The organism is Sulfuricurvum sp., from assembly GCF_049277495.1.
Lineage (GTDB): Bacteria > Campylobacterota > Campylobacteria > Campylobacterales > Sulfurimonadaceae > Sulfuricurvum.
The window spans coordinates 1-25,082 of the sequence record NZ_JBASYM010000002.1 but is presented as its reverse complement, the minus strand read 5'-3'; the positions used below and the strand labels follow the sequence as shown (position 1 = coordinate 25,082).

Annotated in this window: 26 protein-coding genes and 1 tRNA gene; 9 read left to right on the top strand and 18 right to left on the bottom strand. The window is 41.4% G+C overall.

Going from position 1 to position 25,082, the window contains the following annotated elements; translation table 11 throughout:
- Position 1 precedes the first annotated feature (1 nt).
- The 5 genes from WAO38_RS00545 to mobB are packed head-to-tail and all read right to left on the bottom strand — an operon-like array spanning position 2 to position 4,530.
- Positions 2–1,006, bottom strand: coding sequence for a hypothetical protein (locus WAO38_RS00545; protein WP_422233305.1), 1,005 nt, complete (start codon positions 1,004–1,006; stop codon positions 2–4).
- Positions 1,003–2,949: a methionine--tRNA ligase gene (gene metG / locus WAO38_RS00540; protein ID WP_422233303.1), complete on the bottom strand. Its 1,947-nt coding sequence runs from the start codon at positions 2,947–2,949 to the stop codon at positions 1,003–1,005. The genes WAO38_RS00545 and metG overlap by 4 nt, the downstream gene beginning before the upstream one ends.
- Before the next feature lie 54 nt (positions 2,950–3,003).
- Positions 3,004–3,198, bottom strand: a complete 195-nt coding sequence (locus WAO38_RS00535; RefSeq protein WP_422233301.1) for a hypothetical protein — start codon at positions 3,196–3,198, stop codon at positions 3,004–3,006.
- Positions 3,182–4,027 (bottom strand): class 1 fructose-bisphosphatase, encoded by an 846-nt coding sequence (locus tag WAO38_RS00530; protein WP_422233299.1) that lies wholly within the window; start codon positions 4,025–4,027, stop codon positions 3,182–3,184. Before WAO38_RS00530 ends, WAO38_RS00535 begins: the two co-directional genes overlap by 17 nt.
- Positions 4,024–4,530, bottom strand: a complete 507-nt coding sequence (gene mobB, locus WAO38_RS00525) for a molybdopterin-guanine dinucleotide biosynthesis protein B (RefSeq protein ID WP_422233297.1) — start codon at positions 4,528–4,530, stop codon at positions 4,024–4,026. Before mobB ends, WAO38_RS00530 begins: the two co-directional genes overlap by 4 nt.
- Positions 4,531–4,747: 217 nt before the next feature.
- On the opposite strand from mobB, the gene WAO38_RS00520 reads away from it, so the two are divergent.
- Entirely contained in the window at positions 4,748–5,230 is a 483-nt protein-coding gene (locus WAO38_RS00520) for a hypothetical protein (RefSeq protein WP_422233295.1), read from the top strand.
- On the opposite strand, the gene WAO38_RS00515 is transcribed toward WAO38_RS00520, so the two are convergent.
- The 3 genes from WAO38_RS00515 to gltX are packed head-to-tail and all read right to left on the bottom strand — an operon-like array spanning position 5,148 to position 8,373.
- Positions 5,148–6,794, bottom strand: coding sequence for a transglycosylase SLT domain-containing protein (locus WAO38_RS00515; protein WP_422233293.1), 1,647 nt, complete (start codon positions 6,792–6,794; stop codon positions 5,148–5,150). The two genes, WAO38_RS00520 and WAO38_RS00515, sit on opposite strands and share 83 nt — an antisense overlap.
- The gene (locus WAO38_RS00510) at positions 6,791–7,078 is read right to left on the bottom strand and encodes a YggT family protein (RefSeq protein WP_422233291.1); all 288 of its coding nucleotides are present in this window, start codon (positions 7,076–7,078) and stop codon (positions 6,791–6,793) included. The genes WAO38_RS00515 and WAO38_RS00510 overlap by 4 nt, the downstream gene beginning before the upstream one ends.
- Complete coding sequence (gene gltX, locus WAO38_RS00505) at positions 7,075–8,373, bottom strand: glutamate--tRNA ligase (protein ID WP_422233289.1); 1,299 nt, start codon at positions 8,371–8,373, stop codon at positions 7,075–7,077. The genes WAO38_RS00510 and gltX overlap by 4 nt, the downstream gene beginning before the upstream one ends.
- 127 nt (positions 8,374–8,500) lie before the next feature.
- Here gltX and WAO38_RS00500 point away from each other — a divergent pair, with 127 nt between their 5' ends.
- Complete coding sequence (locus WAO38_RS00500; RefSeq protein ID WP_422233287.1) at positions 8,501–10,384, top strand: diguanylate cyclase domain-containing protein; 1,884 nt, start codon at positions 8,501–8,503, stop codon at positions 10,382–10,384.
- 8 nt (positions 10,385–10,392) lie between these two features.
- On the opposite strand, the gene WAO38_RS00495 is transcribed toward WAO38_RS00500, so the two are convergent.
- Together WAO38_RS00495 and WAO38_RS00490 are read right to left on the bottom strand one after the other, a co-directional pair.
- A complete protein-coding gene (locus tag WAO38_RS00495) occupies positions 10,393–11,043 on the bottom strand; it encodes a potassium channel family protein (RefSeq protein WP_422233285.1) in 651 nt (216 codons plus the stop codon).
- The gene (locus WAO38_RS00490) at positions 11,040–12,335 is read right to left on the bottom strand and encodes a TrkH family potassium uptake protein (RefSeq protein ID WP_422233360.1); all 1,296 of its coding nucleotides are present in this window, start codon (positions 12,333–12,335) and stop codon (positions 11,040–11,042) included. Before WAO38_RS00490 ends, WAO38_RS00495 begins: the two co-directional genes overlap by 4 nt.
- A gap of 201 nt (positions 12,336–12,536) precedes the next feature.
- On the opposite strand from WAO38_RS00490, the gene WAO38_RS00485 reads away from it, so the two are divergent.
- On the top strand, positions 12,537–14,396 hold the full coding sequence (locus WAO38_RS00485; protein ID WP_422233283.1) for a sensor domain-containing diguanylate cyclase: 1,860 nt from the start codon (positions 12,537–12,539) through the stop codon (positions 14,394–14,396).
- A 19-nt stretch (positions 14,397–14,415) separates the two neighbouring features.
- Here the strand turns inward: WAO38_RS00485 and WAO38_RS00480 are convergent, their stop codons facing one another.
- From WAO38_RS00480 to WAO38_RS00455, 6 genes are all read right to left on the bottom strand, one after another.
- Positions 14,416–15,303 (bottom strand): cation diffusion facilitator family transporter, encoded by an 888-nt coding sequence (locus WAO38_RS00480; RefSeq protein WP_422233281.1) that lies wholly within the window; start codon positions 15,301–15,303, stop codon positions 14,416–14,418.
- 173 nt (positions 15,304–15,476) lie between these two features.
- Positions 15,477–15,551 (bottom strand) — tRNA-Glu (locus WAO38_RS00475).
- Positions 15,552–15,661: 110 nt separating this feature from the next.
- On the bottom strand, positions 15,662–16,213 hold the full coding sequence (locus WAO38_RS00470; protein WP_422233280.1) for a response regulator: 552 nt from the start codon (positions 16,211–16,213) through the stop codon (positions 15,662–15,664).
- Between the two features lie 150 nt (positions 16,214–16,363).
- The gene (locus WAO38_RS00465) at positions 16,364–16,570 is read right to left on the bottom strand and encodes a hypothetical protein (RefSeq protein ID WP_422233278.1); all 207 of its coding nucleotides are present in this window, start codon (positions 16,568–16,570) and stop codon (positions 16,364–16,366) included.
- 146 nt (positions 16,571–16,716) lie between these two features.
- Positions 16,717–17,457: a zinc-dependent peptidase gene (locus WAO38_RS00460; RefSeq protein WP_422233276.1), complete on the bottom strand. Its 741-nt coding sequence runs from the start codon at positions 17,455–17,457 to the stop codon at positions 16,717–16,719.
- Positions 17,458–17,632: 175 nt separating this feature from the next.
- Complete coding sequence (locus tag WAO38_RS00455; protein ID WP_422233274.1) at positions 17,633–17,851, bottom strand: hypothetical protein; 219 nt, start codon at positions 17,849–17,851, stop codon at positions 17,633–17,635.
- A gap of 211 nt (positions 17,852–18,062) precedes the next feature.
- On the opposite strand from WAO38_RS00455, the gene aspS reads away from it, so the two are divergent.
- Genes aspS through WAO38_RS00435 form a run of 4 tightly spaced genes read left to right on the top strand, consistent with a single transcriptional unit; the run spans position 18,063 to position 21,877 of the window.
- Positions 18,063–19,826, top strand: coding sequence for an aspartate--tRNA ligase (gene aspS, locus WAO38_RS00450; RefSeq protein ID WP_422233272.1), 1,764 nt, complete (start codon positions 18,063–18,065; stop codon positions 19,824–19,826).
- Positions 19,823–20,395: an adenylate kinase gene (locus tag WAO38_RS00445; RefSeq protein ID WP_422233270.1), complete on the top strand. Its 573-nt coding sequence runs from the start codon at positions 19,823–19,825 to the stop codon at positions 20,393–20,395. The genes aspS and WAO38_RS00445 overlap by 4 nt, the downstream gene beginning before the upstream one ends.
- A gap of 18 nt (positions 20,396–20,413) precedes the next feature.
- Positions 20,414–21,061: an adenylate kinase gene (adk, locus tag WAO38_RS00440; RefSeq protein WP_422233268.1), complete on the top strand. Its 648-nt coding sequence runs from the start codon at positions 20,414–20,416 to the stop codon at positions 21,059–21,061.
- 60 nt (positions 21,062–21,121) lie between these two features.
- Positions 21,122–21,877, top strand: a complete 756-nt coding sequence (locus WAO38_RS00435) for a competence/damage-inducible protein A (RefSeq protein ID WP_422233267.1) — start codon at positions 21,122–21,124, stop codon at positions 21,875–21,877.
- Between the two features lie 194 nt (positions 21,878–22,071).
- Here WAO38_RS00435 and htpX read toward each other — a convergent pair whose 3' ends face one another.
- Together htpX and WAO38_RS00425 are read right to left on the bottom strand one after the other, a co-directional pair.
- On the bottom strand, positions 22,072–22,962 hold the full coding sequence (htpX, locus tag WAO38_RS00430) for a zinc metalloprotease HtpX (RefSeq protein ID WP_422233265.1): 891 nt from the start codon (positions 22,960–22,962) through the stop codon (positions 22,072–22,074).
- Entirely contained in the window at positions 22,949–23,434 is a 486-nt protein-coding gene (locus WAO38_RS00425) for an ankyrin repeat domain-containing protein (protein ID WP_422233263.1), read from the bottom strand. The genes htpX and WAO38_RS00425 overlap by 14 nt, the downstream gene beginning before the upstream one ends.
- Positions 23,435–23,542: 108 nt before the next feature.
- Here WAO38_RS00425 and WAO38_RS00420 point away from each other — a divergent pair, with 108 nt between their 5' ends.
- Both WAO38_RS00420 and WAO38_RS00415 read left to right on the top strand, forming a co-directional pair.
- Positions 23,543–24,739, top strand: coding sequence for a tetrahydrodipicolinate N-succinyltransferase N-terminal domain-containing protein (locus WAO38_RS00420; RefSeq protein ID WP_422233261.1), 1,197 nt, complete (start codon positions 23,543–23,545; stop codon positions 24,737–24,739).
- Between the two features lie 69 nt (positions 24,740–24,808).
- A partial coding sequence (locus WAO38_RS00415; protein ID WP_422233259.1) for a hypothetical protein occupies positions 24,809–25,082 on the top strand: 274 nt, incomplete at its 3' end.

Here is a 25,082-nt window from a genome sequence, read left to right as displayed (position 1 = left end):
CCTAAAAATCGAGTTCAAGCTGCTTCATGGAAGATCGAGAAGGGTTTAAAATCCCTTTGTCCACTCCGGCAACAAGGGCAAAATGAAAACTCTTGGATTGTAATATACTCAATACCTCTTCACTGTAGCGGTAAAAAAAGATATTTTCAATACCGATAGTGAGAGATGAACGCATTGATTCAGGAAGGAGATAAATGATCTTAGCCCAGGATGCCTGTGAATCCAAAAAATCAATCTGTTCATCGATCAGTTCGAGCAGAGGTTCGAAAATAACAACGCGATCGCTGCTGCCGAACTCCTTGCTCTCAAGCCGCGAATTGGTAAATACCGGAATAAAGTGGCCCATTTTACTAAATCCGCGGATTTGAAACGGTATCCGTAAAAAAGTGTAAAAGAAAAGAATATGTTCAAGATACGGGATAAAAAACGGGGAGAGCATTTGGCGTTCATAAAAGGTATCGTTGTGGATGAACGAGGTTTCAAATAAAGTCTGCTCGATAATCGTAATCGTTTTTTCCTGAGCACGTATCAGCTGTGAGAATTCGATAAAAAGATCCTGATCGGTTAGGGCAGGGGAAAAAAGGACGATCGATTTTTTTTCAAGAGGCCATAGCTTTTCCCATATTTCTCGCATCGATCCTTCGATGTTGCAAAACGTCGGAGGGGTAGAGATCATAGAGGAGAGCCGCAGAGAGATCGGATCACAGGCATAGACTTGAAGTTCTTTTTCCAAGAGATAAAAACGGAGAAGTTTTTTGAGAGCATTATCGAGGTTGTCGACTTTAATCCATGCGATTTCACTGTCAGTGATTTGGGTCGGCTTGTCGAACATCACGCCATAGGCACCGTTTTGCAGTGCTTCTGGGATATCTTCGGCAGAATTGGCAATAAACAAAGATCCGCGCTTAACTTTGGAAGGCTCAAACACGACACTTTCAAAGAGACTGACGGAAGGATCCCCTAAAAGCGAACCTTTCGTCAGTGCGAGGATATTTTCAAGTCTCATCCAACCGAACTTCCGCTTTGGCGTGGTTTTTCAGGGCGAACCAAACAAAGACCGTCTGCATCTTTAGCGGCTAGAATCATCCCCTCTGAGAGCATACCCATCAGTTTTGCAGGCTTTAGATTAGCGACGACACAAACCTGTGTTCCGACTAAGGATTCAGCACTGTAATACTCACGGATTCCGGCAATAATTTGGCGTGGAGCCTCTTCTCCCAGATCAACTTGGAGCTTGAGAAGTTTCGAGCTTTTCGGAACTTCCTCCGCTTCGAGAACAGTACCTATCTTAATCGATGTCTGGAAAAACTGATCGATTGTGATAAGTCCTTCCATTGATACCGTACTCTCTTTTTTATCTTCAATTTTTTTCGGTTCCGGTTTAGCAGTCTCTTCAATCATCGCTTTTGGAGCTTCCGCCATTAACGGTTCCTCTACACGCGGGAAAAGAGGCGGGATTTTTTTGATCGTAAAGGTTTTGAGTAAACCTTTTTGGATAATCAGGTCGGTATAGCTTGCCGTCGTAATCTCAAATCCGAGTGCATCGGCGATTGTTGCCGTCGTACTTGGCATGATTGAGTGAAGCATCACAGAAGCTTTTGCCAAAAGATTGGCAACCAAAGCAACCGTAGCAAGAGCTTCATCGGTACGGCCCTCTTTGATTTTGACCCATGGAGCATGTTCTTCGATCGCTTTGTTTCCGATCGAGAACACTTTCCACAACTCTTCAAGATAACGGTGAAGCTGCAGATCCTTCAAATAGATTTCAAGTGAATCCAATACAGCATGCGCATCGCTCAGCTCTTTCGTGTGATATTTCTCGACATTAACGCTATCGATCACGAAATCGGAATATTTTTCGGACATCCCAATGATACGGTTCAGGAGGTTGCCCAAGTCATTGCTGAGATCAGAATTCATCCGATCGATCAGAGCGCGCTGTGAGAAATCGCCATCTTGACCGAACGGCACTTCACGCATCATAAAATAGCGGAGATTTTCAGCACCGTAGTGCTGGGCAACCTCGCGAGGGTCAACAACATTCCCCTTGGATTTTGACATCTTTTCACCATCGCGTGTCCACCATCCGTGCGCACCGATGTGTTTTGGAAGCGGTAATCCGAGACTCATTAAAAATGCAGGCCAATAGATCGCATGGAAACGGAGGATGTCTTTTCCGACAAGCTGAACTTGGGCAGGCCAAAAGTCCATTTTAGACTCATCTGCACCATAACCGAGCGCAGTTACATAGTTCATCAATGCATCCAGCCACACGTACATAACGTGTTTCGGATCATTTAGGTTTTCTGGAATATGGATACCCCAATTAAAACTGGTACGGGTAACGGAGAGGTCATTTAATCCACCCCGGACAAAACTCATAACCTCATTGCGTCGTGATTTCGGAAGGATAAAGTCACTGTGTGCTTCATAATATTCCATCAACGGCTTTTCATATTTGGAAAGACGGAAAAAATAGCTCTCTTCTTTAACGATCGTCGTTGCTCTTCCGCAATCAGGACAGCATCCTCCATCCATCAATTGCGATTCCGGAAAGAAGGTTTCACAGCTTACGCAATAGTTTCCCTCATAAAAATCTTTATAGATGTCTCCGTTTTCGAACATTTTGGCAAAAGCGACCTGAACCCCTTTTTTATGGTCTTCATCCGTCGTCCGAATAAATTGATCGTAACTAATATCAAACTCATCCCAAAGGTTTCTGAAGGATGCACTGATCTCATCAGCAAACTGCTGTGTCGGTTTTTCCAGTTTTTTTGCCGCTTCTTCAATCTTCTGACCGTGTTCATCTGTTCCGGTGAGGAAGTAGGTTTCATTTCCGAGCAGGCGAGAGTGGCGCGCTAAGGTGTCCGCGATAAAAGTGGTATAGGCATGACCGATATGGGCTTCACCGTTGACATAATAGATGGGGGTTGTAATATAGTTTTTCATAATAGTTTTTATTCTCCTTTTATTCTGTAGGGACAAAGTTGTTTGGCGTTCATATTAAAAATCGAACCCGCCGGTTTCACCCTTGGACATGCTCTCATAGACACTGCGAATGTATTTAGTGCGGATTTCGCACCCGATACATTGTTCACACACATAGCAACTCTCGACTTCATGCTCTTTTTGACACGCTTGAAGCTTTTCTTTTGCATCATCAAGCTGAGCTTCATATTCGTTATTGTTGTCCGGCATAGACACTTATAACCTCATCGATTTCATCTTTTGAACCAAAAAAACACGGACTGGTATCATGAATATGACGCGGTTCATTTTCCATGACACGCTTGGTTCCGTCAACCGCTTTTCCTCCGGCTTTTTCAAATATAAACGCAAACGGGAAAACTTCGAAAAGCATTCGCAATTTTCCCTCCGGCTTATCGCTGGCTCCCGGGTAGCTAAACAGTCCACCCCCTTTTAGGAGGATTTGATGCAAGTCAGGAACCATTCCGCCCGAATAGCGCAGACGGTATCCGCGGGCAAAAAATGAATCGATCATCGCTTTATGGTACGGTGCCCAAAACTGTTGTGTTCCGCCGGGAGCGTTGATCTTCCCTTTTTCGTTCAAACGGATCTCTTTGACATATTCAAACTCCCCTGCTTGAAGAAGATAGAGGGAGACTTTCTCTTCATCAGCAAAAACCAATTCAACACGCGGTCCGTAGACCACATAACACGAGGCAATCATTTTCTCCGGTGAAAAGACTCCGTCATATATTCCGAAAATCGAGCCGACACTGAGGTTGACATCGACGAGTGATGATCCGTCCAAAGGATCAAAGGCGATGAAATAGCGTCCGTTCTCGTTGAGCATCATCGGATGTTCTTTCTCTTCGCTCGCGATAGTGTGGACACTTGGAATACGGCTTAATTCCTCTTCGATAATCAAATCGCTCTGAATGTCAAGCTGAAGCTGGGTTTCGCCTGAACTGTTCTGCTCTTGCGAATAGCCGATATCTTTTACATCAATCGCATTCTTTATCCGAATCGCACTTTTCTGGATCGCTTCTAAAATCACATTCATTTCATAACCTTTGCGTGAGCTAAAATCCAATCAATCACTTGATCGGCGTCATTAAGATCGAGTAAGTCAATTCCCTCAGGAATCGAATAGTGCTCTGTATCAATACTTTCATCAATTGCCAATGCATTCATATAGGGAAAATAATCGGTATCGATAGATCCTCGAAAAATGCTTATACGCGGAAGCGGAAGATTTTTTAATCCCTCTACCAAAAGTACGTCAAACTCGCCAAAAAGAGATACAAGCTCATCCAGTTCTTTGTGACGTTGTGAAAAATAGGTGGTACGGGTAGGGGAGGTAACAATAACCTCGGCACCGGTATCACTGAATTTATAACTATCTTTTCCGGGCACGTCAAACTGTGCTTTATCTTTCGGGTCATTTTTGATGATGGCAACTTCTAAATGGTGCTCATGAATCAATTTTCGCGCTACTTTAAGAATCAGTGTTGTTTTACCGCTGTTGGAGGGACCGGTGAACGCAACTGCTAAACGTTTTTTCAAAAATCCACCTCTTGTAAATTAGGGGTATTATAGTCAAGGTTCATTTTAATCTTACTAAAGAGGTTCAATAATTCATCCGATTAGTGCAAAATAATGGCTGCAGCCTCAAGATTTCAGGTTCTTTCACCCGGTTAGTCAATACATGATTTGAACTTGCTAAATAATTCTAAGGCGAGTTGACGTATAATGATGTTTATTCGACGATTAAAGGATTAGGATGCGATTTTCTTGGATAGCTTTATCAGCTTTATTGGCGTTCAGCGGATGTTCACAAAAAGGGGCATTTGATCTTTTTAAAATGGATGAAGCGCATGAGCGTTCTGTTGAGCAGCTTCGAAGCGGGGCCATTCTTCTCTCATTGGAGACAAAAGCGATTTTCTCAACATTGTATCTTAATAAGGTTGACCCAATTAAATACAGCGAAGGTGAGAATTTTATCGCTTCCGTCTATTTTGAAAAAGATGATACTACTAAAAAACGGGATTTGGAGTCAAACGGCTATACGCTGAGACTGAACGGAAAAGAAGCGGCATTGATTGAGCAACTCGAGGAGAAAGACCCACGACGTGCACTCATGCCGATCCAGAACAACTGGAATCGATATTATTATGTCAAATTTAATTCAGAGCAAAATTCTTCTTTAGTGCTTCGGCTCGAAAATAATCAGACTGGCTCGGTTGTATTAAATTATCAAAAATAGCTTTGATCGACACTTCTTCACCTAAAATCTTTTTGTACATAACATAGTTGGCAAGAACTTTCTTGCCATACTCTCTATTCTCATCATTTCCGATCAATTCCATACTTAGAAACGGTTCATATTCTCCCGGCAAAAATCGTCCGCCGTCTGTCAACAGGCGCTTAGTCGATCCGAGTCCGCCATTGTATCCATAGGCGATTAATACGGGATTGTAAAGGTTATTGAACAAATGCTGCAAATGGGCGATGGAATAGGCAATACTGTATTCAGGCTTCAGCATATCAAAATAGTTTGTCGGTTTTAACGGATTGACTTTACTGATCGAATCCACATTAAACGGCATGATCTGCATCAGTCCAAGCGCAAAAGAACGGGAAATAAGTCCCGGAATAAATTGTGTTTCCTGACGCATAAGGGCATACATGATGGCTTTATGATCATTGCTCAAGGTTGTCATATGCTGATCATAGGGCATGGTGAAATTATGGACATACGGTCCATACGTCCGCTCCAGTATATATCCCTGTATACCGACAGAATCTTCGCCGTCAGTACGATCAATCAGGTTGACAACCGTTTCAGGGGTCGAGGCTTTGATTTCTTCAGCGAAAAGACGCCATTTAAACGGATCAACACCGTTTTCACTGTCTGTTCGCTGTGTTGTCGGCAATGTCGTAAAATAGTTCTCCGTCGGCAGCTGCATCAGTTCTCTGGCATACAGTACATACATATTGATATCGAGGCTTTTCGAAAGCTCATCAAGATAGTTTTGATCTTTGGTAATCTGATAGAGCCAAAAAAGTGTTTTATCTCTATCGATCAGCCTGCCAAAACGCTCTTTGGCTGCTTTCAGGTGTTCCAGAGCGACCTCAGGTTTTTTATGTTTGATAGCATTCATCGCAAGGAAAAAATGGGTTTGAGGATCGAAATGGCCAAATAATATACTCAGTAATGATTGTTGAAGCTGATCCATAGACGGATCGGTAACCGTAAGAAAGACAATTTGACCAAAGCTTTTACTTTGTGCCAGGGCTTGGATGACATCCAAGGAGAGCGTGTGGTTGAAATGCTCATGCCGATACGTAGCGCCGGCCAGACGGAAAAGTATCGTTTCATTCTCTAAATTATAGGTGGAGGTATACAAACTCTCCTGATTCATCGCTCTCAGCCATTCGGTATTTCCAAAACGGTTATTAAGACGTGTTGCGATAGTCTCCCTTTCTTCAGGAGTTAGTGCCGTAGCCTTAGCCGGGGTGAGGGCGAGCATCAAACAATCGTCTTGCACAATCATCGGAAGATTACACGCTTGCTGCTGCAGGCACGATGCCGTATATTTGATCTCGCTTTCGTCCGTTTTAGCCGCATAGTCAAATAAAAAACGCTCATTCACGTTATCGACTTGATAAAAAGCTTCTGATGCCTGAGTGGCATTGATATCCTGATGCAAATACTCCCATATCAAAAAGTTCTTTTGCCGTGAAGAGGGTTTGTCATTGATATCCTCAATGCTTAACCCCCAAACGTTGGTTAGAAGAAAAACCGAAAGGACGAGCGAATATTTCACGACATAACCACAGCATTGATAATATTGACTAAAAGAACATCAGCTACTTGAAGCAATATGATCAAAATAAGAGGTGCGAGATCAAGACCGTTAAAAACCGTCGGCATCATACGGCGTACCAGCCGATAAGCCGGTTCCGTAAGCCGATTAATGACCTGCACGATAGGATTATACGGATCAGGCCGAACCCATGAGAGGAGGGCACCGATGATCACTACCCATATATAGACACTGATAAGCGAATGGACGATTCCACCGAGTCCTGCGAAAATACTGCCCATCATTTGGCCACCTCTTTAAGATAATTTTTCAGATAGCAATACAGATCGCTAAGCTCAGGACCGTGTTCGGCACCGCTGAGGAGAATACGCAGCGGTTTAAAGAAATTCTTCCCTTTCAGTCCGCTGTGCTCCATCAGATACCCTTTATAGGCATCATAGTCATCGAAATGGGGTGCTTTCAGGGTCAAATCACGCAAGATGGCATACCCTTCTTTAAATTCTTCAGGAACCTCTTTCGGACCAAAAACTGTCGCAATTTTAGATCGAAGTTCTTTAAGCGTACCGGCTTCATCCAGATATACTTTGGCAAGCTGTCCGATCTCTTCATCGGCAAAACCGACATAACGGGAAAGCTCTTTCGGATCGAGGCCTTTGAGATGCTCACGATTGATAAATTTCAGTTTATCGATATCAAAATGGGCAGGTGCTTTAGAAATGGTTTTCAAATCGAACCATTTGATCGCCTCTTTGACACTGAAAATCTCATTCGGGGTTTTATTTCCCATCAGGAGAAGATAATTGCTGATCGCTTCGGGCAGGTATCCCTCTTCAAGAAGCCATTTGACGCTTGAAGCATCATCGCGTTTGGACATCTTTTTACCCTCAGCATTTAGAATGATCGGAAGGTGAGCATATTCCACTTTTTTCGTATATCCCAGTGCTTCATGAATGGCAATCTGCTTGGGTGTATTGCTGAGATGGTCTTCACCCCGAATGATGAGAGAAATATCAGCGAGCATATCATCGACGGCACATGCAAAATTGTACGTCGGGAATTTATCGGCCCGCATTAAAATAAAACTGTCGATATCATCAGGAGCAAAGGTTGATTCCCCTTTGATCAAATCGGTCACGGTTATCGGATGAGTCGGTTTTTTAAGACGAATCGTAAATGGATTCATATTGTCAATGACGGCGTCAGCACTTAAATTTTCACAAGCACCGTCATAACGATACGCTATCTTGGCCTCTTTGGAAGCATCCCGTTTAGCATCCAGAGTTTCCGGCGTACAAAAACAGTTGAACGCCTTTTTGTCTTGTAGGAGCTGAACCGCCATAGCACGGTGAAAGCGGAGGTTGTTGCTCTGAAGCTGTTCCTCTTGATGTTGAATACCAAAAAGTGCCAAAATTTCAAAAATCTCTTTCTCTTTGCCTGGGATATTGCGCTCTTTGTCGGTATCTTCGATACGGATCAAAAGCGGTTCATCACGTTGGACGGCTGATATATAATTAAATAAAGCGACGCGAAGGTTGCCGATGTGCATGTCACCGGTCGGACTTGGGGCAAAACGAAGCATAAATATTTCCTAAAACTTTTTTGCGATTTTAGCAGAAGCTGGGTTTAACCGAGCTTTGAGATTTTTTAAGGTGAGAACAGTTTAGCATGCGATACAATTTAACCCATTTAATAACTGTAGGTATGAATTGTCTATTCAAAAATTTGCTAAATTCGCCAAGCATTTAGATCTTGTAATTATCTATGATGAAAATCTCTCTCTACAGTTTATCGAAACAGCAAAGTCGATCTTCCGTAACGTAAGTGTACGCAATCTGGCTGAGCCTAGCGGTGGTGTATCCCATTCGCATCTTCTTCTTCTTTGTATCACGGCGCAATCACTTAAATCCCCTTTGCTCAAACCTGCTGCCACATCGGTTCAGCGTCTTATGAGCGTTATATTGACACCGGATCATACGGATATCACTATCTTCAAAGCCGCGTTATCCCTTCAAGCGTTGTATGTCGGGTCTTTGCCGCAGACAGAAGAAACGTATGTTCAGGAGATGGTCAAAATTCTTCCCAGTTTGATTAAAAAGCACAATGAATCCATCAGTGACGGTCATCATCGCAGCATTGCCGAATATTCCCAACATATGTTTACCATTATCAAAAGCGGGAAAGCAATCTATGCCAATGAATCCACTAAAAAACATTTTGGTATTCAACAACTCAGTGAATTTGAAGAATACCTGCATAACGGAGAGATCTGTGAGATACTCAAAAAAACGGGATCGCAACAATATACTTCCCGTAATTTGATCAATTCAGTCAATGATTCCTCCGAATATTTCATTACCACGTATCCGCTCAGGGAGAATCAAACGCTTCTGGGAATCGTTCCGTTGAAGCTTCCTTTGCAAAGCTGTGAAAAAAAACTTTTAAATCGAATCAATTTTATTGAAATCCTTAAAGATGCTTTTTTGATTCACAGCAGTGAAGACGAATCCATTCCTGTCGTCATGATACATATTGAAAACAGTCAAAAAATTATTGATAGCAGCGGTGAAAATATTTACAATGACATTTGTAAAGAGCTCTTACATCTTGTAAAAAACTATTTTAGCCGTGAAAGCGAAATCGCACAGTGGCATAGAGATGTCTATACGGTTATGTCACCCGGAGCGAATATCGAAGACCTCAAAGATGTACTCGAACAATTTCATAAGGATATAACCACCCGTATATTTGAAGGAACGGCACTGGTTCTTGACTCATTCGTCATTGATATGCACGGCGTCGATTTAAATAAAGCAATAGGAATAATTGATCATATTCATCAAAAACAGCTGTTGGCAAATGATATTTCCAATCTCTTGCATCATGAAGTTTCAGGGAAACGTCATGACATGAATGAGAAAGAACAGGTGCTTTATTATCTTGAAAAATTGATGCTTGATAAATCACCGATAAAACTAATGAATTTTTACAAAGGGATTCGGATCAGCACGCCCGCGCGTTTGGTCAAACTCTCCGACGGACTGCTTTACGTTGCTATCGAAAAAATACAGGGATATGCGATGAAGCTTGAAAATATGACCGTGATTCAGGCCAGCGGCATTCCTTTTGACTTGCAGGCAAATATCAGGATCGTCGACATAGGGAAAAAAATCGCGGTGCTGAATACCTTTCAGCCGCTGAAAGCATCTGCAAACAGCCGTCAGCATATCCGTATCCAGAGCGATCACCGTATGCATGTCACCTTGACATCCTTTAAAAGTGTCATGTCCGGCACTATAATGGATATTTCGATTAAATCCATTGCCTGCAAAATCAGCGGTTCTAAGATTGTCCCGAGTATTGACAGTTCAATAATGCTCCAATTTCAACTGCCCAATGAAAATATGGACGGAGGAATGGTCAATATGGCGGTCGAAGGGAAAATACAATATGTGCAAAACAGTGATGATTTTACAAAAGTCGTTGTTATATTGGACCTGCAAGAACCCTATGAAAGTTATTTGATCGAATATATTTATAAACGACAGCAATCTCTTATCAACGAGCTCAAAAAGATCGCCAACAAACTCTGATCACGAGACTATACTCTTTTGCTCAATGCTTCAATATGGGCGCTGTTGCCCAATACGACGAGAATATCCCCGGATTCAAGAATGTCATTGTTTTCAAATGAGGTATACCAAATCCCCTGATGCTTATAGGCGATCGGTTTGACCTCAAACTCTGCTTCAAAAATCGGGGAAAGAATAGAAAGACCGATCCAAAATGAGGGGACGGTAAGTTTGGCGATTTTCATTGTAATAGAAAGATCGATCGTTTCATAATGCATATTCGCGACCATTTTTTTAACGATTTTTTTAGCCGATTCCATTTCCGGATAAATAACTTTTGCCGCACCGAGCTTCGATAAAATTTGGCCGTGTACGGTGGTAATTGCTTTGGCGACAACCGTCTCCACCCCCAACTCTTTGAGAGCCATGACCGTAAGGATACTCGCCTCAATATTTTCTCCGATACTGACCACTGCAACATCGACTTGCCCGACGCCGGCTTCGCGTAAAGCTCTGATATCGGTTGAGTCTAAAGTGATAGCGTCTTGAACATATTCGTTAATTTCCCGTATCTGCTCTTCGTCCTGATCCACGGCTATAACACTCAGCCCTTGCTGCGCCAAACCTTTTGCGACATGAAATCCAAACTTTCCTAATCCGATAACCGCAAAATTTTTCATAATACAATTTTTCCTTCTGCATATTTAATACGGCTTTGAACCGCTTTTCCGACAATAACGATCGTAAAGGCAAAAACACCGATACGACCCATAAACATAAGAATAATGATGTTGATTTTACCCCAGTCACCAAAAAGTGCACTGTAGCTGAGGACGCCTCCGTTTCCGGTAGAGACTCCCACCGTAGCAAAGGCAGAACAGGTCTCAAATAAAATCCGTAAAAAAGGGAGCCTTTCGATTTCACTCAGGATGATGGTTGAAACAACAACATAGATGGATGCGATAAAGATAATCGCATAGGCTTTATTGATCTGATAGGTAGATATGGATCTACGAAAAACATGGGCATGTGTATCGCCCCGTATGGTATACCATACCCCGATAAGGGCCAACGCAACAGCCGTAATTTTAATACCGCCGGCTGTCCCTCCCGGTCCGCCTCCGGTCATCATAAAAAAGGTAGCAAAAAAGAGATTCGCATCACTCAATGTAGAAATATCGATAGTATTGAATCCGGCCGTGCGATAGTTCACCGATGCGAACCATGCCGCCATGATTTTATCATGCCATGGCATATTCAAAAAAGCTCTGTCCCATTCCAGCGACAGCAGTAATACCATCCCCATAATAATTAATAAGACGGACATTATCAGTACGATTTTGGTATGTGTCGAGAGTCTCAAAATCTCTTTTTTCTGATAGTGATACAGTTCGGTTAAAACCAGGTACCCTAATCCCCCGAGAATGATCAATGCGGGGATCGTAAAATTGATAATAAAATCGCCCCGATAGCGCATCATATTATCGCTGAAAAGTGAAAAACCGGCATTATTAAACGCAGAGACTGCATGAAATATCCCAAACCAGGCTGCTTTGGCCAAAGGCATATCTACCCAGAATCGCAGTGTTAAAATAACCATTCCGATAAATTCAATAATAAATATTGAGGCAAATACAATTTTTAAAAATCGAACTAACCCGTTCATCCCCGGATAATTAAGGGACTCTTGTAAAATCAAACGGTCTCTGTGACCGATTTTACGATGTCTCATGACAGCTAAAAAGGTCGCGGCTGTCATATACCCCAATCCGCCGATTTGAATTAAAAGCATAATAATCACTTGCCCTATAGGGGTAAAATCAACGGGGGTGTCTTTAACGATCAGTCCGGTAACACATACAGCCGACGTGGAGGTAAAAAGAGCATCAATCAAATCAATTTCACCGTTATGGGACATTGGCAGGGCTAGAAGCAACGTTCCCAAAAGAATCAAACCGATAAAACTATACAGAATGATCTTGATTTCGTGAGTATGAATGGTAATCCTTTAGTGACAAATAGAGAGTGCATTATAAAATCAATATCATATCAAATACTTGGATATTTCACATAAATTTATGATTAATTTTAATTAATTGAATATATTTTATTAAGTTTTTTACATAAGAATAGAATTGAATAAGATACAATTCTATATAGAAAAGGAATTAAAATGATTATCAAAAATTATAAATCACAATTCTTGGGCTATTTTATTATCTTTGGGATACTTATTACCATATTAAGCTCTTTGATCAGTTATAAAATTCATATGCTGGACATCGAAGGCTCTGTCAATAAAAGTGCTCAAGAAGTTTCATTCAGCAGAAAAAATTATATACTTAAGCCACATGTCGAACGGATGGACGATATCGTAACGGCTATCGCCAATAATCAAACATTGAAAGAATTTATAGAATTAGGTGATATTGGAAAAAAACATGAACTACAGAAGCTGTTTTTAACCGTAACTGATACCGATAAATCGATTATGCAAACAAGACTTATCGATGCTCATGGAAAGGAAGTTATTCGGATCAACCGAGACAATGCACAAAGTCTGCCCTATATCGTCAAAGACTCAATGCTTCAAGACAAAAGTCTTCGTGATTATTTTCAAATCGTCAGCAAAATGACGACATCAACAATATGGCACTCACGTCTGGATCTTAACATTGAGAATGGAAAAATCGAAATACCTTTTAGGCCGACCATAAGAATTGCGGTGCCGCTTTATCAAGAACACAAGTTTGCGGGAATGATCATTTGTAATATGCTTTCTCAAGAGCTGTATGAGTCTGTAGAAAATTCTCCGCTATTTGATATCTTTATTATTGATAGTGAAGGGCACTATATTCTCCACCCGGACAGCCGCTATTCATGGAATAAATATACCGGTATAAAAAGAGATCTTTATGAAGACTTTCCGGATGCTGCTGCAGCTATTCTTGCGGGTAATGTCAATAGCGCAAAGGTTTTCGCCTACCCATTGGATTCTATACTCAAAAATGACGACCATGCAATTTTCCTGCTCAAACCGAAAGAAAACATGATACATTCGTTAAAGTCCAGCAACAGAACGGCAACACTTATTGTGGCATTTTTAAGTCTCTTGTTGAGTATTCCTTTAGCCATGTATGCTTCACGTGAACCTGCAAAACTTCAGCACGCATTATATAACTCCAATGCGGAGCTAAAACGTTTTGCCTCTATCATTGATCGTTATGTCATCACGGTAACGACCAAAACAAATGGACTTATTACCTCTATCAGTACTGCATTTGCTAATGTCAGCGGTTATGCAAAAGAAGAACTCATCGGAAAGACAATGAATATTGTGCGTCATCCGGAGACAACAAATGAGACTTTTGAGAATTTATGGAAAACGATTTCATTAGGGGAACGCTGGGAAGGTGAAATAAAAAACAAATCAAAAGAAGGTCAACCTTATTGGCTAAAACAAACGATTGTCCCCATTAAAGATGAAAATGACACGATCCTCTCTTATATGGCTGTAGGTATTGATATCACTGCGAAAAAAGAACTCGAGACATTGGCCCTGATTGATAAACTTACCCATCTCTTTAATCGACGAAAAATAGATGAGTGTCTTTATCTGGAAGTTGAAAAATCAAAACGATTCAATACTCCTTTATCAATTATAATGATCGATATTGACTATTTTAAAAAAATAAATGATACCTATGGTCATCAAACAGGAGATACCGTTCTTCAAAAAATGGCCGAAATTATAAAGGTCAATACACGAAATATTGATTGCTGTGGGAGATATGGCGGTGAAGAATTTATGATTGTATGTCCGGGTACGCCAAGAGAGGGAGCGATGACGCTTGCCGAGGAGATAAGAAAAGCAGTTGATGAGTACACCTTTGAAACAGTGAACCATCTCACCGTCAGTTTAGGCGTTGCCTCTTATACCGAATGCGACAACATGATGACCTTCATCAAAAGAAGTGATGAAGCTTTGTATATGGCAAAGCATGAGGGTAGAAACCGATCAGTCTATTTGTAATAGGGAAGTCGCGTAATCGTTAAAATTCAAAGACATCAATATAAACATGCAGTTTATGTTCTTTGAGCATGGTTTGAATTTTATTCTTCAATTCTTTGATATCCTGCTCGATTTCATAACCTAATTTATCATCTTTGATATTCATTGAGATAATTAATAAGACTTCTTCCGAACCGATAAACATACTTCGTACCGAGTTGATGTGCACCAGTACGGTTGACTCTTCTTTAATTAAGTTTTTGATTCTTTTAATTGTATCTCTGTCCAAACTTTCACCAATGATCAGTTTTTTGAGTTCAATGAATAAAATTGTTGAGAGAGAAAGAAGCAAAATCCCTATTATGAATGCAGCAATACCGTCAAAAATAGGATCGACAAACACCGAGAGAATCAACCCTATTGATAAAATAAAAAGCCCTAAAAGAGCACCTGCATCTTCGATAAGAACCACTAAAATATGAGATGATGAACTTTTTTCAATCGTTTTAAAGATGTCTTTGAGTTTTGTACCGCTCTCTTGCAATGCAACTTTCAATGCACCGCCCTCAAGAACTACCGCAAGAAGAATGATCCCTACAATCAGCAGGGGATTTTTGATCTCTTCAGGATGCATGATTTTATGAATACCTTCATAAATTGAAAACAATCCGCCGAGAGAAAAAAGTACCACGGCAACCACAAAAGACCAAAAAAAGTTTGCCTTTCCTTGACCAAAGGAGTGCGCTTCCGATTTGCCGCGTGCCGCTTGCTTTTGCCCGACCAAGACCAAAACTTGATTTCCGCAGTCCGCAGAACTGTGTATGGCTTCTGCCATCATCGATGCAGAACCTGTAAAAAATGCTGCCAGACCTTTAGCCCCGGCAATAATGGCATTTGCGAGTAAAGCAGTTTTAACGCTTTTAGACATTGAATAAGAACCTTTTAGTATAAATTATGAATAGGTGTAATAATGAAAAGAATTTTTCTTTTTTATTGCATGGGGAATAATAGCTAAAAAAGATCAAATCAAAGAGTGGTCACCTAAATGGGTATCTGATAAAAGTAAAGTTGATTGATATAATGCAGAATAGGGGGTTTAAATGGTGACTCCAAGGGGATTTGAACCCCTATGACCAGAATGAAAATCTGAAATCCTAACCATTAGATGATGGAGCCACTTTTAAAAAAAAAACATACAGGTAAACCTGAGCCGAAATTATATGACTTAGTTGCTGAAAAAAAGCTAAATCTTGATATTTTTCCCGCAAAAGCGGGAAGAGGGGAGTTTAGTCGTTATAGAATGAACGAAGAGCACGGATAATGACAGCATTTTTAGAGATACTCTCCGCTTTTGCATTGTCGTCAACCAATTCATAAACATCCAACGGTAATGAAATTGAGAATGTTTTGGTTTCAATTTTTTTGCGGCGTGAAACAAGACTGGTAATGTTTTGAAGCATTTCAAGAATCTTTTTCGTATCGATCGGTTTCTGGATAAAGCTGTTGACACCCACTTCAATTGACTCAGAAATTTTTTGGATATCGTTACTAGCAGAGATAACGATAATGATTTGTGATGGATTAATGGAACGGATACGGCGCGCTAGCTCGATACCATCGATCTCCGGCATGATAATGTCAACAAAAACGATGTCCGGATTGACTTTCTCATACATACGCAAAGCTTCAGCGCCGTTATATGCCGAAGTAACGTCAGCAAAAAAGTTTTTGAACGTTGAACTTAAAAGGTCATTGGCGACAACTTCGTCTTCTACAACCATAGCTGTAAGTTTTTTGGTTTGTTCAGTAAGTTGAATCAAATCTACATTAGATGACACGGGAACTCCTTTAAATTTTAGTGCAGGTGTTAAAAAATATCACTGTGGATAATTGTTGTTATTATAGATAATATTTTTTAGCATTACCTTAAAAAAACAATTTTAATTGATTATTTGGCAATAACGGTTTTTGTGACAATAATGTGACTGTTATAATTTTTTAAATTGCTCAAGCCACTCAATATTAGATTCATTGGTCTTTTCTTGTTGACGTAGAATCGAATCGATGATACTCAGGAGTGTCTGTCTGTCAAGAAACTGCAAAAGTGCAGGATCAATGTGCGTTGGCTTTAGTCCTTCATAGCGGTTCAGAAGATTTTCGATATCAGTAATGAGTTGTTCTTTTGTTGATTCCATTGCGACAGTTTATACAAAAATTGCTGAATTACAAAAAAACACTATATACGGGAAAGCGTATACGTCTACGAACAGATTTAAATGAAGGTGTAGTTAAAAAAGATATTATTGATTAACATAATATATATTATATTGAAAATATTCTTTTAGGAAAAGAGCCCTGCGGTATCAATCTGATAGAAATCTTCCAATTCATGATAGAGTTCCGGAAAATGCAATTTTAATGAGACTGGAGTTTCAAAGAACCGTTCTGTGGCAACGGCAAAGAACTCTGCTTCGTTCGTTGCAGCGTAGGCACCTAAGAGTTTGTATTTTCCCCAATCACGGTTTTTGAGAACAATGGTATTGAGTATCTTAAACTCTTTAAAAAGAATATTCACCCATCCATCATATTTTGACTGCTCAATCGGCGGCACCCCGTCAATCTCTCCATCCATAAAATCAATCTCATGCGCAAACTCGTGAATGATGACATTATTATGTCTCATATGATAGGACTCTTTTTTCGCTTCATGCCATGTAAGCACTACGGTATCGTTAGATGACTGCCCTTCTATCATAAACTGCTCTTTGGCATAAATTCCTCCGTAGGATTGAACCTGTTTGATCATTACAGAATGAGGATAAATGATGATCGTTTTGAGGTTTTCATAACAATTATCGCAGTTCTTGCGGATCAATAGCAAACAGGCGTAGAAAGCAATAAGAACTTTCATCTCGTCGTCCACATCCAATCCTACGCCGATAAATTCTTTAGTATGAATAAAATACATGATGGTGTGTTGAAGTTTTGTCTGATCGGCTGCATTAAGTCTATTATAATGAGGTGTTTTGTCGATGATCATTTGATACCGCTCTGGAAACGGCAATTTCTTTAGCTTCGACAAAAATATAGTATGTCGATAGTCTTTAAGAAATAATAGAATAAAAAAAATTGTTCCTAATACAGCAAAAATAAGAAGAAGTGCAAAATGGTAGTCCATCAATATGTAGCGATGAGAAGAAAAGATGAAGTGCGCATAACTATCCTTTGAAATCAGTGAGATTCTACCATATAGCCGATTATGTTTCGATAGGCCCCTGCTCTGTATTTAATCGAAGTTTATTCATACGTTCAATCAGCTTGGACAAGGTTTCATTATTTTTCATCCCTATCCCGGCGTCCCGGTATTTTTCTTCCATACTAATGACATTGGCCAATTCAGATAAAATTTTCAATAAATTTTCATTGGCTTCTTCTATTTCCGATAAATCTTGATCTTCCTTCTTCTCAGTAGCCATATTATTCTCTGCTTTAGATAATTAGTTTTATGTATTATAAACGTATAAAGGCTTAATTAAATTAAAAATAATATTTTTTAGTTATTTTGTTAGAAATAGACTGATCATTAACATTTCTAAAGACGATACGTCTTCCATCATACACCGCTATTATCAAACCAAAAGTTTCTACCCGCTATAATTGCGAAAAATATTATCTAAGGACTTTGCATTGAGAAGTCATTTTTGTACCGATTTAAGTGAATCAAACGTAGGCGACAGTGTCGTTTTGTGCGGATGGGCGAACAGCTACCGTGACCATGGCGGAATCGTATTTATCGATTTACGCGACAAAAGCGGTTTGATTCAACTCGTTTGTGACCCTGCTGATAATGCCCATGCTCATAAACTTGCGAGTGAAGTGCGTGACGAATTCGTCCTTATAGCCCATGGACGTGTTCGTAACCGTGGTGAAGGTCTGGTCAATCCGCGCCTCAAAACCGGTGCTATCGAAGTAGTTGTCGAAGAACTGATCATCGAAAACCGCTCTGAGCCGGTCCCATTCGGTATCGGTGATAACAATGTCGGTGAAGAGATCCGTCTCAAATACCGTTACCTCGATTTGCGTAACCCATCGATGTACAATACATTTATGCTCCGTTCAAAAGCGGCAATCGCGGCACGTAACGTCCTTGACCGTCTCGGATTTTTGGAAGTAGAAACCCCGATCTTGACCAAATCAACTCCTGAGGGTGCGCGTGACTATCTCGTACCGAGCCGCGTACACGAGGGCGAGTTCTATGCCCTCCCCCAATCTCCTCAACTCTTTAAACAACTTTTGATGGTAGGCGGATTTGACCGCTATTTCCAAATTGCCAAATGTTTCCGTGATGAAGATTTGCGTGCCGACCGTCAGCCCGAATTTACCCAAATCGATGTCGAGATGAGCTTTTGTAACCAAGAAGACGTTATCCGTGTCGCCGAAGAGCTGATTACGGGTATGTTCGCCGCTGCAGGCCACGAAGTTCACACACCGTTTAACCGTATCAAATACTCCGATGCGATGGAATGGTACGGATCAGATAAACCGGATCTTAGATATGACCTTAAAATGGTCGATGTAATCGACATCTTTGCACGCTGCGATAATGAGATTTTTACCGCTATCGCGGCCAACCCGAAAATGAACCGTATCAAAGCGCTTCGTGTTCCGGGCGCCGATTTGGCTTTCTCCAAGCGTGAGATGAAAAGTTTTGAAGATTATGTTCGCAAATTTGGTGCAAAAGGTCTGGGTTATTTCCAGATGAAAGAAGACGGTCTCAAAGGTCCGTTGGAAAAATTCTTTGCACCTGAAGACTTACAGCTTCTCATCGATCGTACCGGTATGGAAGTGGGAGACGTTGTCTTCTTCGGTGCGGGTGACAAGAAAACCGTTTGGGATTATATGGGACGTTTCCGTATCTTTATCGCCGAGCATGAGAAGATGAACCTGATTGACAAAGATCGCTTCGAATTTGTCTGGGTTGTCGATTTCCCGATGTTCGAAATCGAAGAGGGACGGGTCAAAGCCCTTCACCACCCGTTCACCATGCCGCGTGATTTAAACCACGAACACCTTGAAGATATCGAATCAATCGCATACGATATCGTACTCAACGGTACGGAACTCGGCGGCGGGTCGATTCGTATCCATAAACAGGCATTGCAAGAACAAATCTTTACCCTGTTGGGTATCGGAGAAGAAGAGGCACAAGAGAAATTCGGATTCTTACTCGATGCTCTTAAATTCGGTGCGCCACCGCATGGTGGCTTTGCGATCGGATTTGACCGTTTCATGATGCTGCTTTCGAAAAAAGACAGTATTCGTGACGTAATCGCGTTCCCTAAAACTCAAAAAGCATCGTGTATCATGACGCAAGCCCCAAGCCCGGTAGAACTGACTCAGCTTCGTGAGCTTCATATCCGTTTACGTGAAAATAACAAAGCGGCACAATGAAAAAACTGTTTTTGATCATCGGTGCACCGGGCTCAGGTAAAACGACCGATGCAGAGATTATTGCAAAACGTAACGAAGAGACAATCGTCCACTACTCGACAGGGGATCTGCTCCGTGCAGAAGTTGCCAGCGGATCGGAACGCGGTCAGTTGATCGACAGTTTTATCAGCAAAGGGCTTATCGTTCCGATTGAAATAGCAATCGATACGATTACCAGTGCAATCAAATCAGCCCCCTCCGATATCATATTATTCGACGGTTATCCCCGATCATTCGAACAAATGAATGAACTCGATCAATTCCTCTCAAACGATACTGAGATTGAACTCGTAAGTGTTATCGAAGTCGTAGTAAGCGAAGAGGTTGCGCGTGAGCGTGTCCTCGGCCGTTCTCGCGGCAGTGATGACAAGGTAGAAGTTTTTAACAACCGCATGAAAGTGTATACTGATCCTTTAATGATCATTCAAGCTTTTTATGAGGAAAAGAATCTCCTCCACAAAATCAACGGAGAACGTTCTATTGAAGCCATAGTGGATGAAATGGAACTCTTTATTGAATCAAAAATCTAATTGATAGGAAATATAAATATGAAAATTATTCTTTTAGGTGCACCAGGTGCAGGAAAAGGGACACAGGCTCAATTTTTGACCAAAACATTCGATATCCCGCAAATCTCTACCGGAGATATGCTCCGTGCTGCGATTAAAGCGGGAACAGAGCTTGGTACATTGGCAAAATCGTTTATGGACTCCGGCAAACTCGTTACGGATGAAATCATTATCGGATTAGTCAAAGAGCGTATCTTGCAAGATGACTGTAAAAACGGTTTTTTACTTGACGGTTTCCCACGTACTGTTCCTCAAGCGGATGCACTTAAAGAAGCGGGTGTAGCTATCGATGCGGTAATCGAGATCGATGTTGCTGACAGTGTTATCGTAGAACGTATGTCAGGGCGCCGTGCACACCTTGCATCGGGCCGTACGTATCATGTCGTTTTCAATCCGCCGAAAGTGGACGGAAAAGATGATGAGACCGGTGAAGATTTGGTTCAACGGGATGATGATAAGGCCGAAGTGGTTCTGGATCGCCTCCGTGTGTATCATGAACAAACTGCGCCGCTTGTCAACTACTACAAAGGGGTTGCTGCTTCAGATACATCCGTTAAATATATTACGATCGACGGAACCCAAAAAATCGACATCGTCGAAAAAGAAATTCTTTCCAATCTCCAATAATCTTTTAGGGAATTTATTCCCTATCTTTAGAATCTACCATTCCCCATGCTATAATCTTGTATGAAAACACCACATTTTTATGCTGTAATTATCGGTTCTGAAATTCTCAATGCACGCCGTGATGATAAACATTTCCTTTTTGTAAGGGATGCACTTCGCCGACGAAGCCATACTTTGTTTGCCTCTTTTATCATTAAAGATGATACGTCCTTAATCCATAATACGTTTAAGATGATCAAAAATGACCCGGATGCCGTCATGTTCAGTTTTGGCGGAATCGGCTCAACACCCGATGATCTTACCCGGCAGATTGCGGCTGATATTTTTAGGGATGGGGAGTTGATACCTCATGAAAAGTTTTCCGGCGATATCATTGAACGCTTTGCTGATGCGGCATATCCTCATCGTATCCATATGGCCGAACTGCCTAAAAATGCAGAATTACTGCACAACAGTATTAATAATATGTCAGGTTTTTATCTTGATGATCGCTACTTTTTTATGCCGGGATTTCCGGAAATGTCGCATCCTATGGTCGAAGAAGCGCTGGAGCGTTTTTATCCTAATGCTCCAGAACTCCACCGGCAAACCCTGATTGCACAAACCAGTGAGAATACTCTTATCGATGTGATGGTCAAACTCGATAAAGATGTTGATTTTTCATCTCTGCCGATGATCAATAACGGAAATCCGCTTGTCGAAATTTCGGTTGCGTCCCTTGATGAAGAATTATGCAGCAGCAGTTTTCAGCTTTTTATTAATGCTTTGGAAGAAAAATCAATCAATTATCAAATCACAGCAAACAATAAAAAATAAAGTTTTATTATAATATGCCGATCTACTTTTATCACAAAAGAAGGGGTATAGATGAATGCAATGAATTATTTACTGATAGGGTTAGGCATAAGCCTTGGTTTGTATGTTGTGTATCGTTATGCTTTTTTTAAAAATCCGAAAAACCATACTCCGCGAAAGCCTCATTTTACCTTCAAAATAGAGTCTGAATAAACTTAAACATAATGTCGGTCATAGAGTTTATTTTGCTCTGCAGGTGCCGCGAATTCCCTTTTTAATGCTTCCAATCGCTCTAGTCTCTGCTGCGTTGTCGGATGTGTCCGAAAAAGATTGCCAAACGAAATATTTTTTCCCTCAAACGGACTGATGATAAACATATGGGCATTTTCCGGCGTTGCCCCCTGCACTTCCCCTCTCCCATTGTAATTGGATAATTTTATCAGTGCATTTTGAAGCCATTCGGGATGGCCGGTTAAACGTGCAGCCCCTTCATCCGCCATAAATTCACGTGAACGGCTGATCGTCATTTGAATAATACTGGCAGCGATAGGGAGCAGTATAGCCATAGCAATCATCATGATGGGATTGCCATTTCGGTTATTACGGCCAAACATTGCACCAAATTGCATCATATTGGCGATAAACGCAACTGCGCCGGCGATGGTTGCGGCAACGGTCGCGATAAGGATATCACGGTGTCCGACATGGGAGAGCTCATGCGCCATCACCCCCTCTATCTCATCTTCACTCAGTAATTCGAGCAAACCGGTAGTGATCGCAACGGCAGCATGCTCAGGATTGCGCCCCGTTGCAAAAGCATTGGGAATATGGTCATGAATGATATAGACTTTAGGCATCGGCAAATTGCCGCGTTCTACCAAACGTTCAACAACGCGGTAAAGCATAGGGGCTTCTCTCGGGTCAACTTCCTGGGCGTTGTAGTGTTTGAGTATCATCGTATCAGAAAAATAATAGGCATAGAAATTCATCCCGCCTGCCATCAGCAGCGCAATCAGCATCCCGCCGCTTCCCCCAAAGTATCCGCCAATTAAAACAAGCAAGACACTCAAAGAGCCTAATAGTAAAAAAGTTTTAATCTGCTCCATCTTGGTCCCTTTCTAAAAGAGCTAAAATTGATTTTTTGTGCATTTTACGGGCAAAATCCATCGCATTTAAACCGTAAGCATCCCGTACTTCTATATCGACACCCATCTCTAAAAGTTTTTCGATGACTTCGACACGTCCGTAACAGACCGCTGCCATTAGCGGGGTAAAGCCGCTCTTGCGCGTAGGATTATTGACATCAAAACCGTCTTGGATCAGTCGTTCGATCAACGCAAGATTGTTATACGTGACGGCAACGTCAAATACGCTGACTCCGGCATCATCCACTTGATGAATGTTCGCCCCATTCTCGATCAGTAAATCGATCACTTCCGAATCACAATGATATCTCATTGCAAAACAAATAACCGATTCCCCATTTTCCTCCGTCTCGTTCGGGTTACCGCCGTTCTTGAGAAATTTTTTGATTCCGAGATAGTCATTTGCTTTTAATAAAGTAATCCACTGTTCCATAATTGTTCCAATAATAATAATATAGCGGTAGTATAACACGCAACATTCAACCCATCCATAGGCTCTTATGGTAAAATTACCTATTAATTTTATAACAAGTGAGCAAATATGGAAATTTTAGAGACCGAAACGGCCTTCAAAGCATGTGTAGAAGAAATCCAGAAGAGTGAAGGATATAAAAATCCGTTAGCTTTCGGTATATGCCGTATCGATTTTGGCCAGCTTAACAGTGATAAGATCCTTCAGGCGACTTATCCGCACATTAACTGGAATGAAAATTTCGGCAGTGCCGCTATCTTTATTAAAAGTGCTCAAGAACAAGGTTTTAATGTTGATTTTTCGGCAGATGAAGTCATCATACCGGTAACGCTGAAATTTTTGGAAGGGTGTTTGAACGCATTTACACCCTACTCTGAAGAAGCATTCGGTGACGCACACAAGAATATTCAGGTCATCTCCGCCCTGTATAACCAAATCAAAGAGCGCGGAATGCGAGACGGGGAATTTCGTCTGGTTCTTTTATTTAACGATGTCGCATGTGTCAGCGTGGAAGGGACGTATCTTAAACTCTATGCCCTCTCTACATCTAAGGCGCCGCTTCGTTCACTTAATCTAAACGGGGCTTTCGGAGCTTTGCATAATGTTGCTTGGTCAGACGGTCAGCCGATTGAGCTGGAATGGCTGCGTGAGAACGAGATCGAGCTTAAATTTGCAAACGAATATCCTAAAATTGATTTCGTCGATAAATTCCCTCGCTATCTCCAACACATCATTCCTGCCAACAATACACGCGTGTTGGATGATTCAAAAGTTCGTTTTGGAGCTCAGCTTCATGCAGGAACAACCATTATGCCGGGTGCAAGCTATGTCAACTTTAATGCCGGAACAACGGGTGTGAGTATGGTTGAAGGACGTATTTCAAGCTCTGCAGTTGTCGGTGACGGCTCTGACGTAGGCGGAGGGGCTTCAATCCTCGGAGTTTTGAGCGGTACTGACGGAATTCCTGTCACTATCGGGAAAAATACCCTTTTGGGTGCTAATTCCGTTACCGGGATTGCTTTGGGCGACGGATGTATCGTTGATGCAGGAATTGCAGTATTAGCCGGAACCAAATTCGCAGTTAATCCGCAAGAGCTTGCTAAAATAAAAGAAGCAAATCCTAACGCTACCCTCAGCGGAGAGAGTTTTAAAGGTAAAGATTTGGTAGGATTGAACGGTATCCACTATCGTCAAGACTCTACAACAGGACAATTGCTCATTCGCCGCTCAACCCGCGAAGTCAAGCTGAACGCCGATTTACATTAATATCTCTTCTCTATCACCATTTAAGGTGATAGAATTTATACTTACAGTATTTAAACAAAGGAGCTTTCAATGATAAGCTCGAATATATCTTCTCTTCAGTCCAATCAAGTTTTCATGAACAACAGTGCTAATAACGTTGCTAATGTCAATACGGATCGGTTTGTACCTAAAGAGACGACCATCAGTGAAACCCAAAACGGCGCAACCAAAGCAAATAGCAGCATGGCGGATTCCAACGGAAGCGAAAAGTCGCAAACGGATCTATCCAAAGAGATAACGGATCAAGTTTCCATTGAAAAAATCGCCCAATCCAATATTAAAGCGATCCGAACGCAAGATGAGA

What these genes read in the sequence shown, in the direction of transcription:
- WAO38_RS00420 (WP_422233261.1), top strand. Translation starts at nt 23,543, where the DNA reads ATGGAAATTTTAGAGACCGAAACGGCCTTCAAAGCATGTGTAGAAGAA.
- WAO38_RS00455 (WP_422233274.1), bottom strand. Translation starts at nt 17,851, where the DNA reads ATGGCTACTGAGAAGAAGGAAGATCAAGATTTATCGGAAATAGAAGAA.
- WAO38_RS00495 (WP_422233285.1), bottom strand. Translation starts at nt 11,043, where the DNA reads ATGAAAAATTTTGCGGTTATCGGATTAGGAAAGTTTGGATTTCATGTC.
- htpX (WP_422233265.1), bottom strand. Translation starts at nt 22,962, where the DNA reads ATGGAGCAGATTAAAACTTTTTTACTATTAGGCTCTTTGAGTGTCTTG.
- WAO38_RS00520 (WP_422233295.1), top strand. Translation starts at nt 4,748, where the DNA reads ATGCGATTTTCTTGGATAGCTTTATCAGCTTTATTGGCGTTCAGCGGA.
- WAO38_RS00445 (WP_422233270.1), top strand. Translation starts at nt 19,823, where the DNA reads ATGAAAAAACTGTTTTTGATCATCGGTGCACCGGGCTCAGGTAAAACG.
- WAO38_RS00480 (WP_422233281.1), bottom strand. Translation starts at nt 15,303, where the DNA reads ATGTCTAAAAGCGTTAAAACTGCTTTACTCGCAAATGCCATTATTGCC.
- WAO38_RS00465 (WP_422233278.1), bottom strand. Translation starts at nt 16,570, where the DNA reads ATGGAATCAACAAAAGAACAACTCATTACTGATATCGAAAATCTTCTG.
- metG (WP_422233303.1), bottom strand. Translation starts at nt 2,949, where the DNA reads ATGAAAAACTATATTACAACCCCCATCTATTATGTCAACGGTGAAGCC.
- gltX (WP_422233289.1), bottom strand. Translation starts at nt 8,373, where the DNA reads ATGCTTCGTTTTGCCCCAAGTCCGACCGGTGACATGCACATCGGCAAC.
- WAO38_RS00425 (WP_422233263.1), bottom strand. Translation starts at nt 23,434, where the DNA reads ATGGAACAGTGGATTACTTTATTAAAAGCAAATGACTATCTCGGAATC.
- adk (WP_422233268.1), top strand. Translation starts at nt 20,414, where the DNA reads ATGAAAATTATTCTTTTAGGTGCACCAGGTGCAGGAAAAGGGACACAG.
- WAO38_RS00545 (WP_422233305.1), bottom strand. Translation starts at nt 1,006, where the DNA reads ATGAGACTTGAAAATATCCTCGCACTGACGAAAGGTTCGCTTTTAGGG.
- WAO38_RS00510 (WP_422233291.1), bottom strand. Translation starts at nt 7,078, where the DNA reads ATGATGGGCAGTATTTTCGCAGGACTCGGTGGAATCGTCCATTCGCTT.
- WAO38_RS00435 (WP_422233267.1), top strand. Translation starts at nt 21,122, where the DNA reads ATGAAAACACCACATTTTTATGCTGTAATTATCGGTTCTGAAATTCTC.
- WAO38_RS00535 (WP_422233301.1), bottom strand. Translation starts at nt 3,198, where the DNA reads ATGCCGGACAACAATAACGAATATGAAGCTCAGCTTGATGATGCAAAA.
- WAO38_RS00485 (WP_422233283.1), top strand. Translation starts at nt 12,537, where the DNA reads ATGATTATCAAAAATTATAAATCACAATTCTTGGGCTATTTTATTATC.
- WAO38_RS00530 (WP_422233299.1), bottom strand. Translation starts at nt 4,027, where the DNA reads ATGAATGTGATTTTAGAAGCGATCCAGAAAAGTGCGATTCGGATAAAG.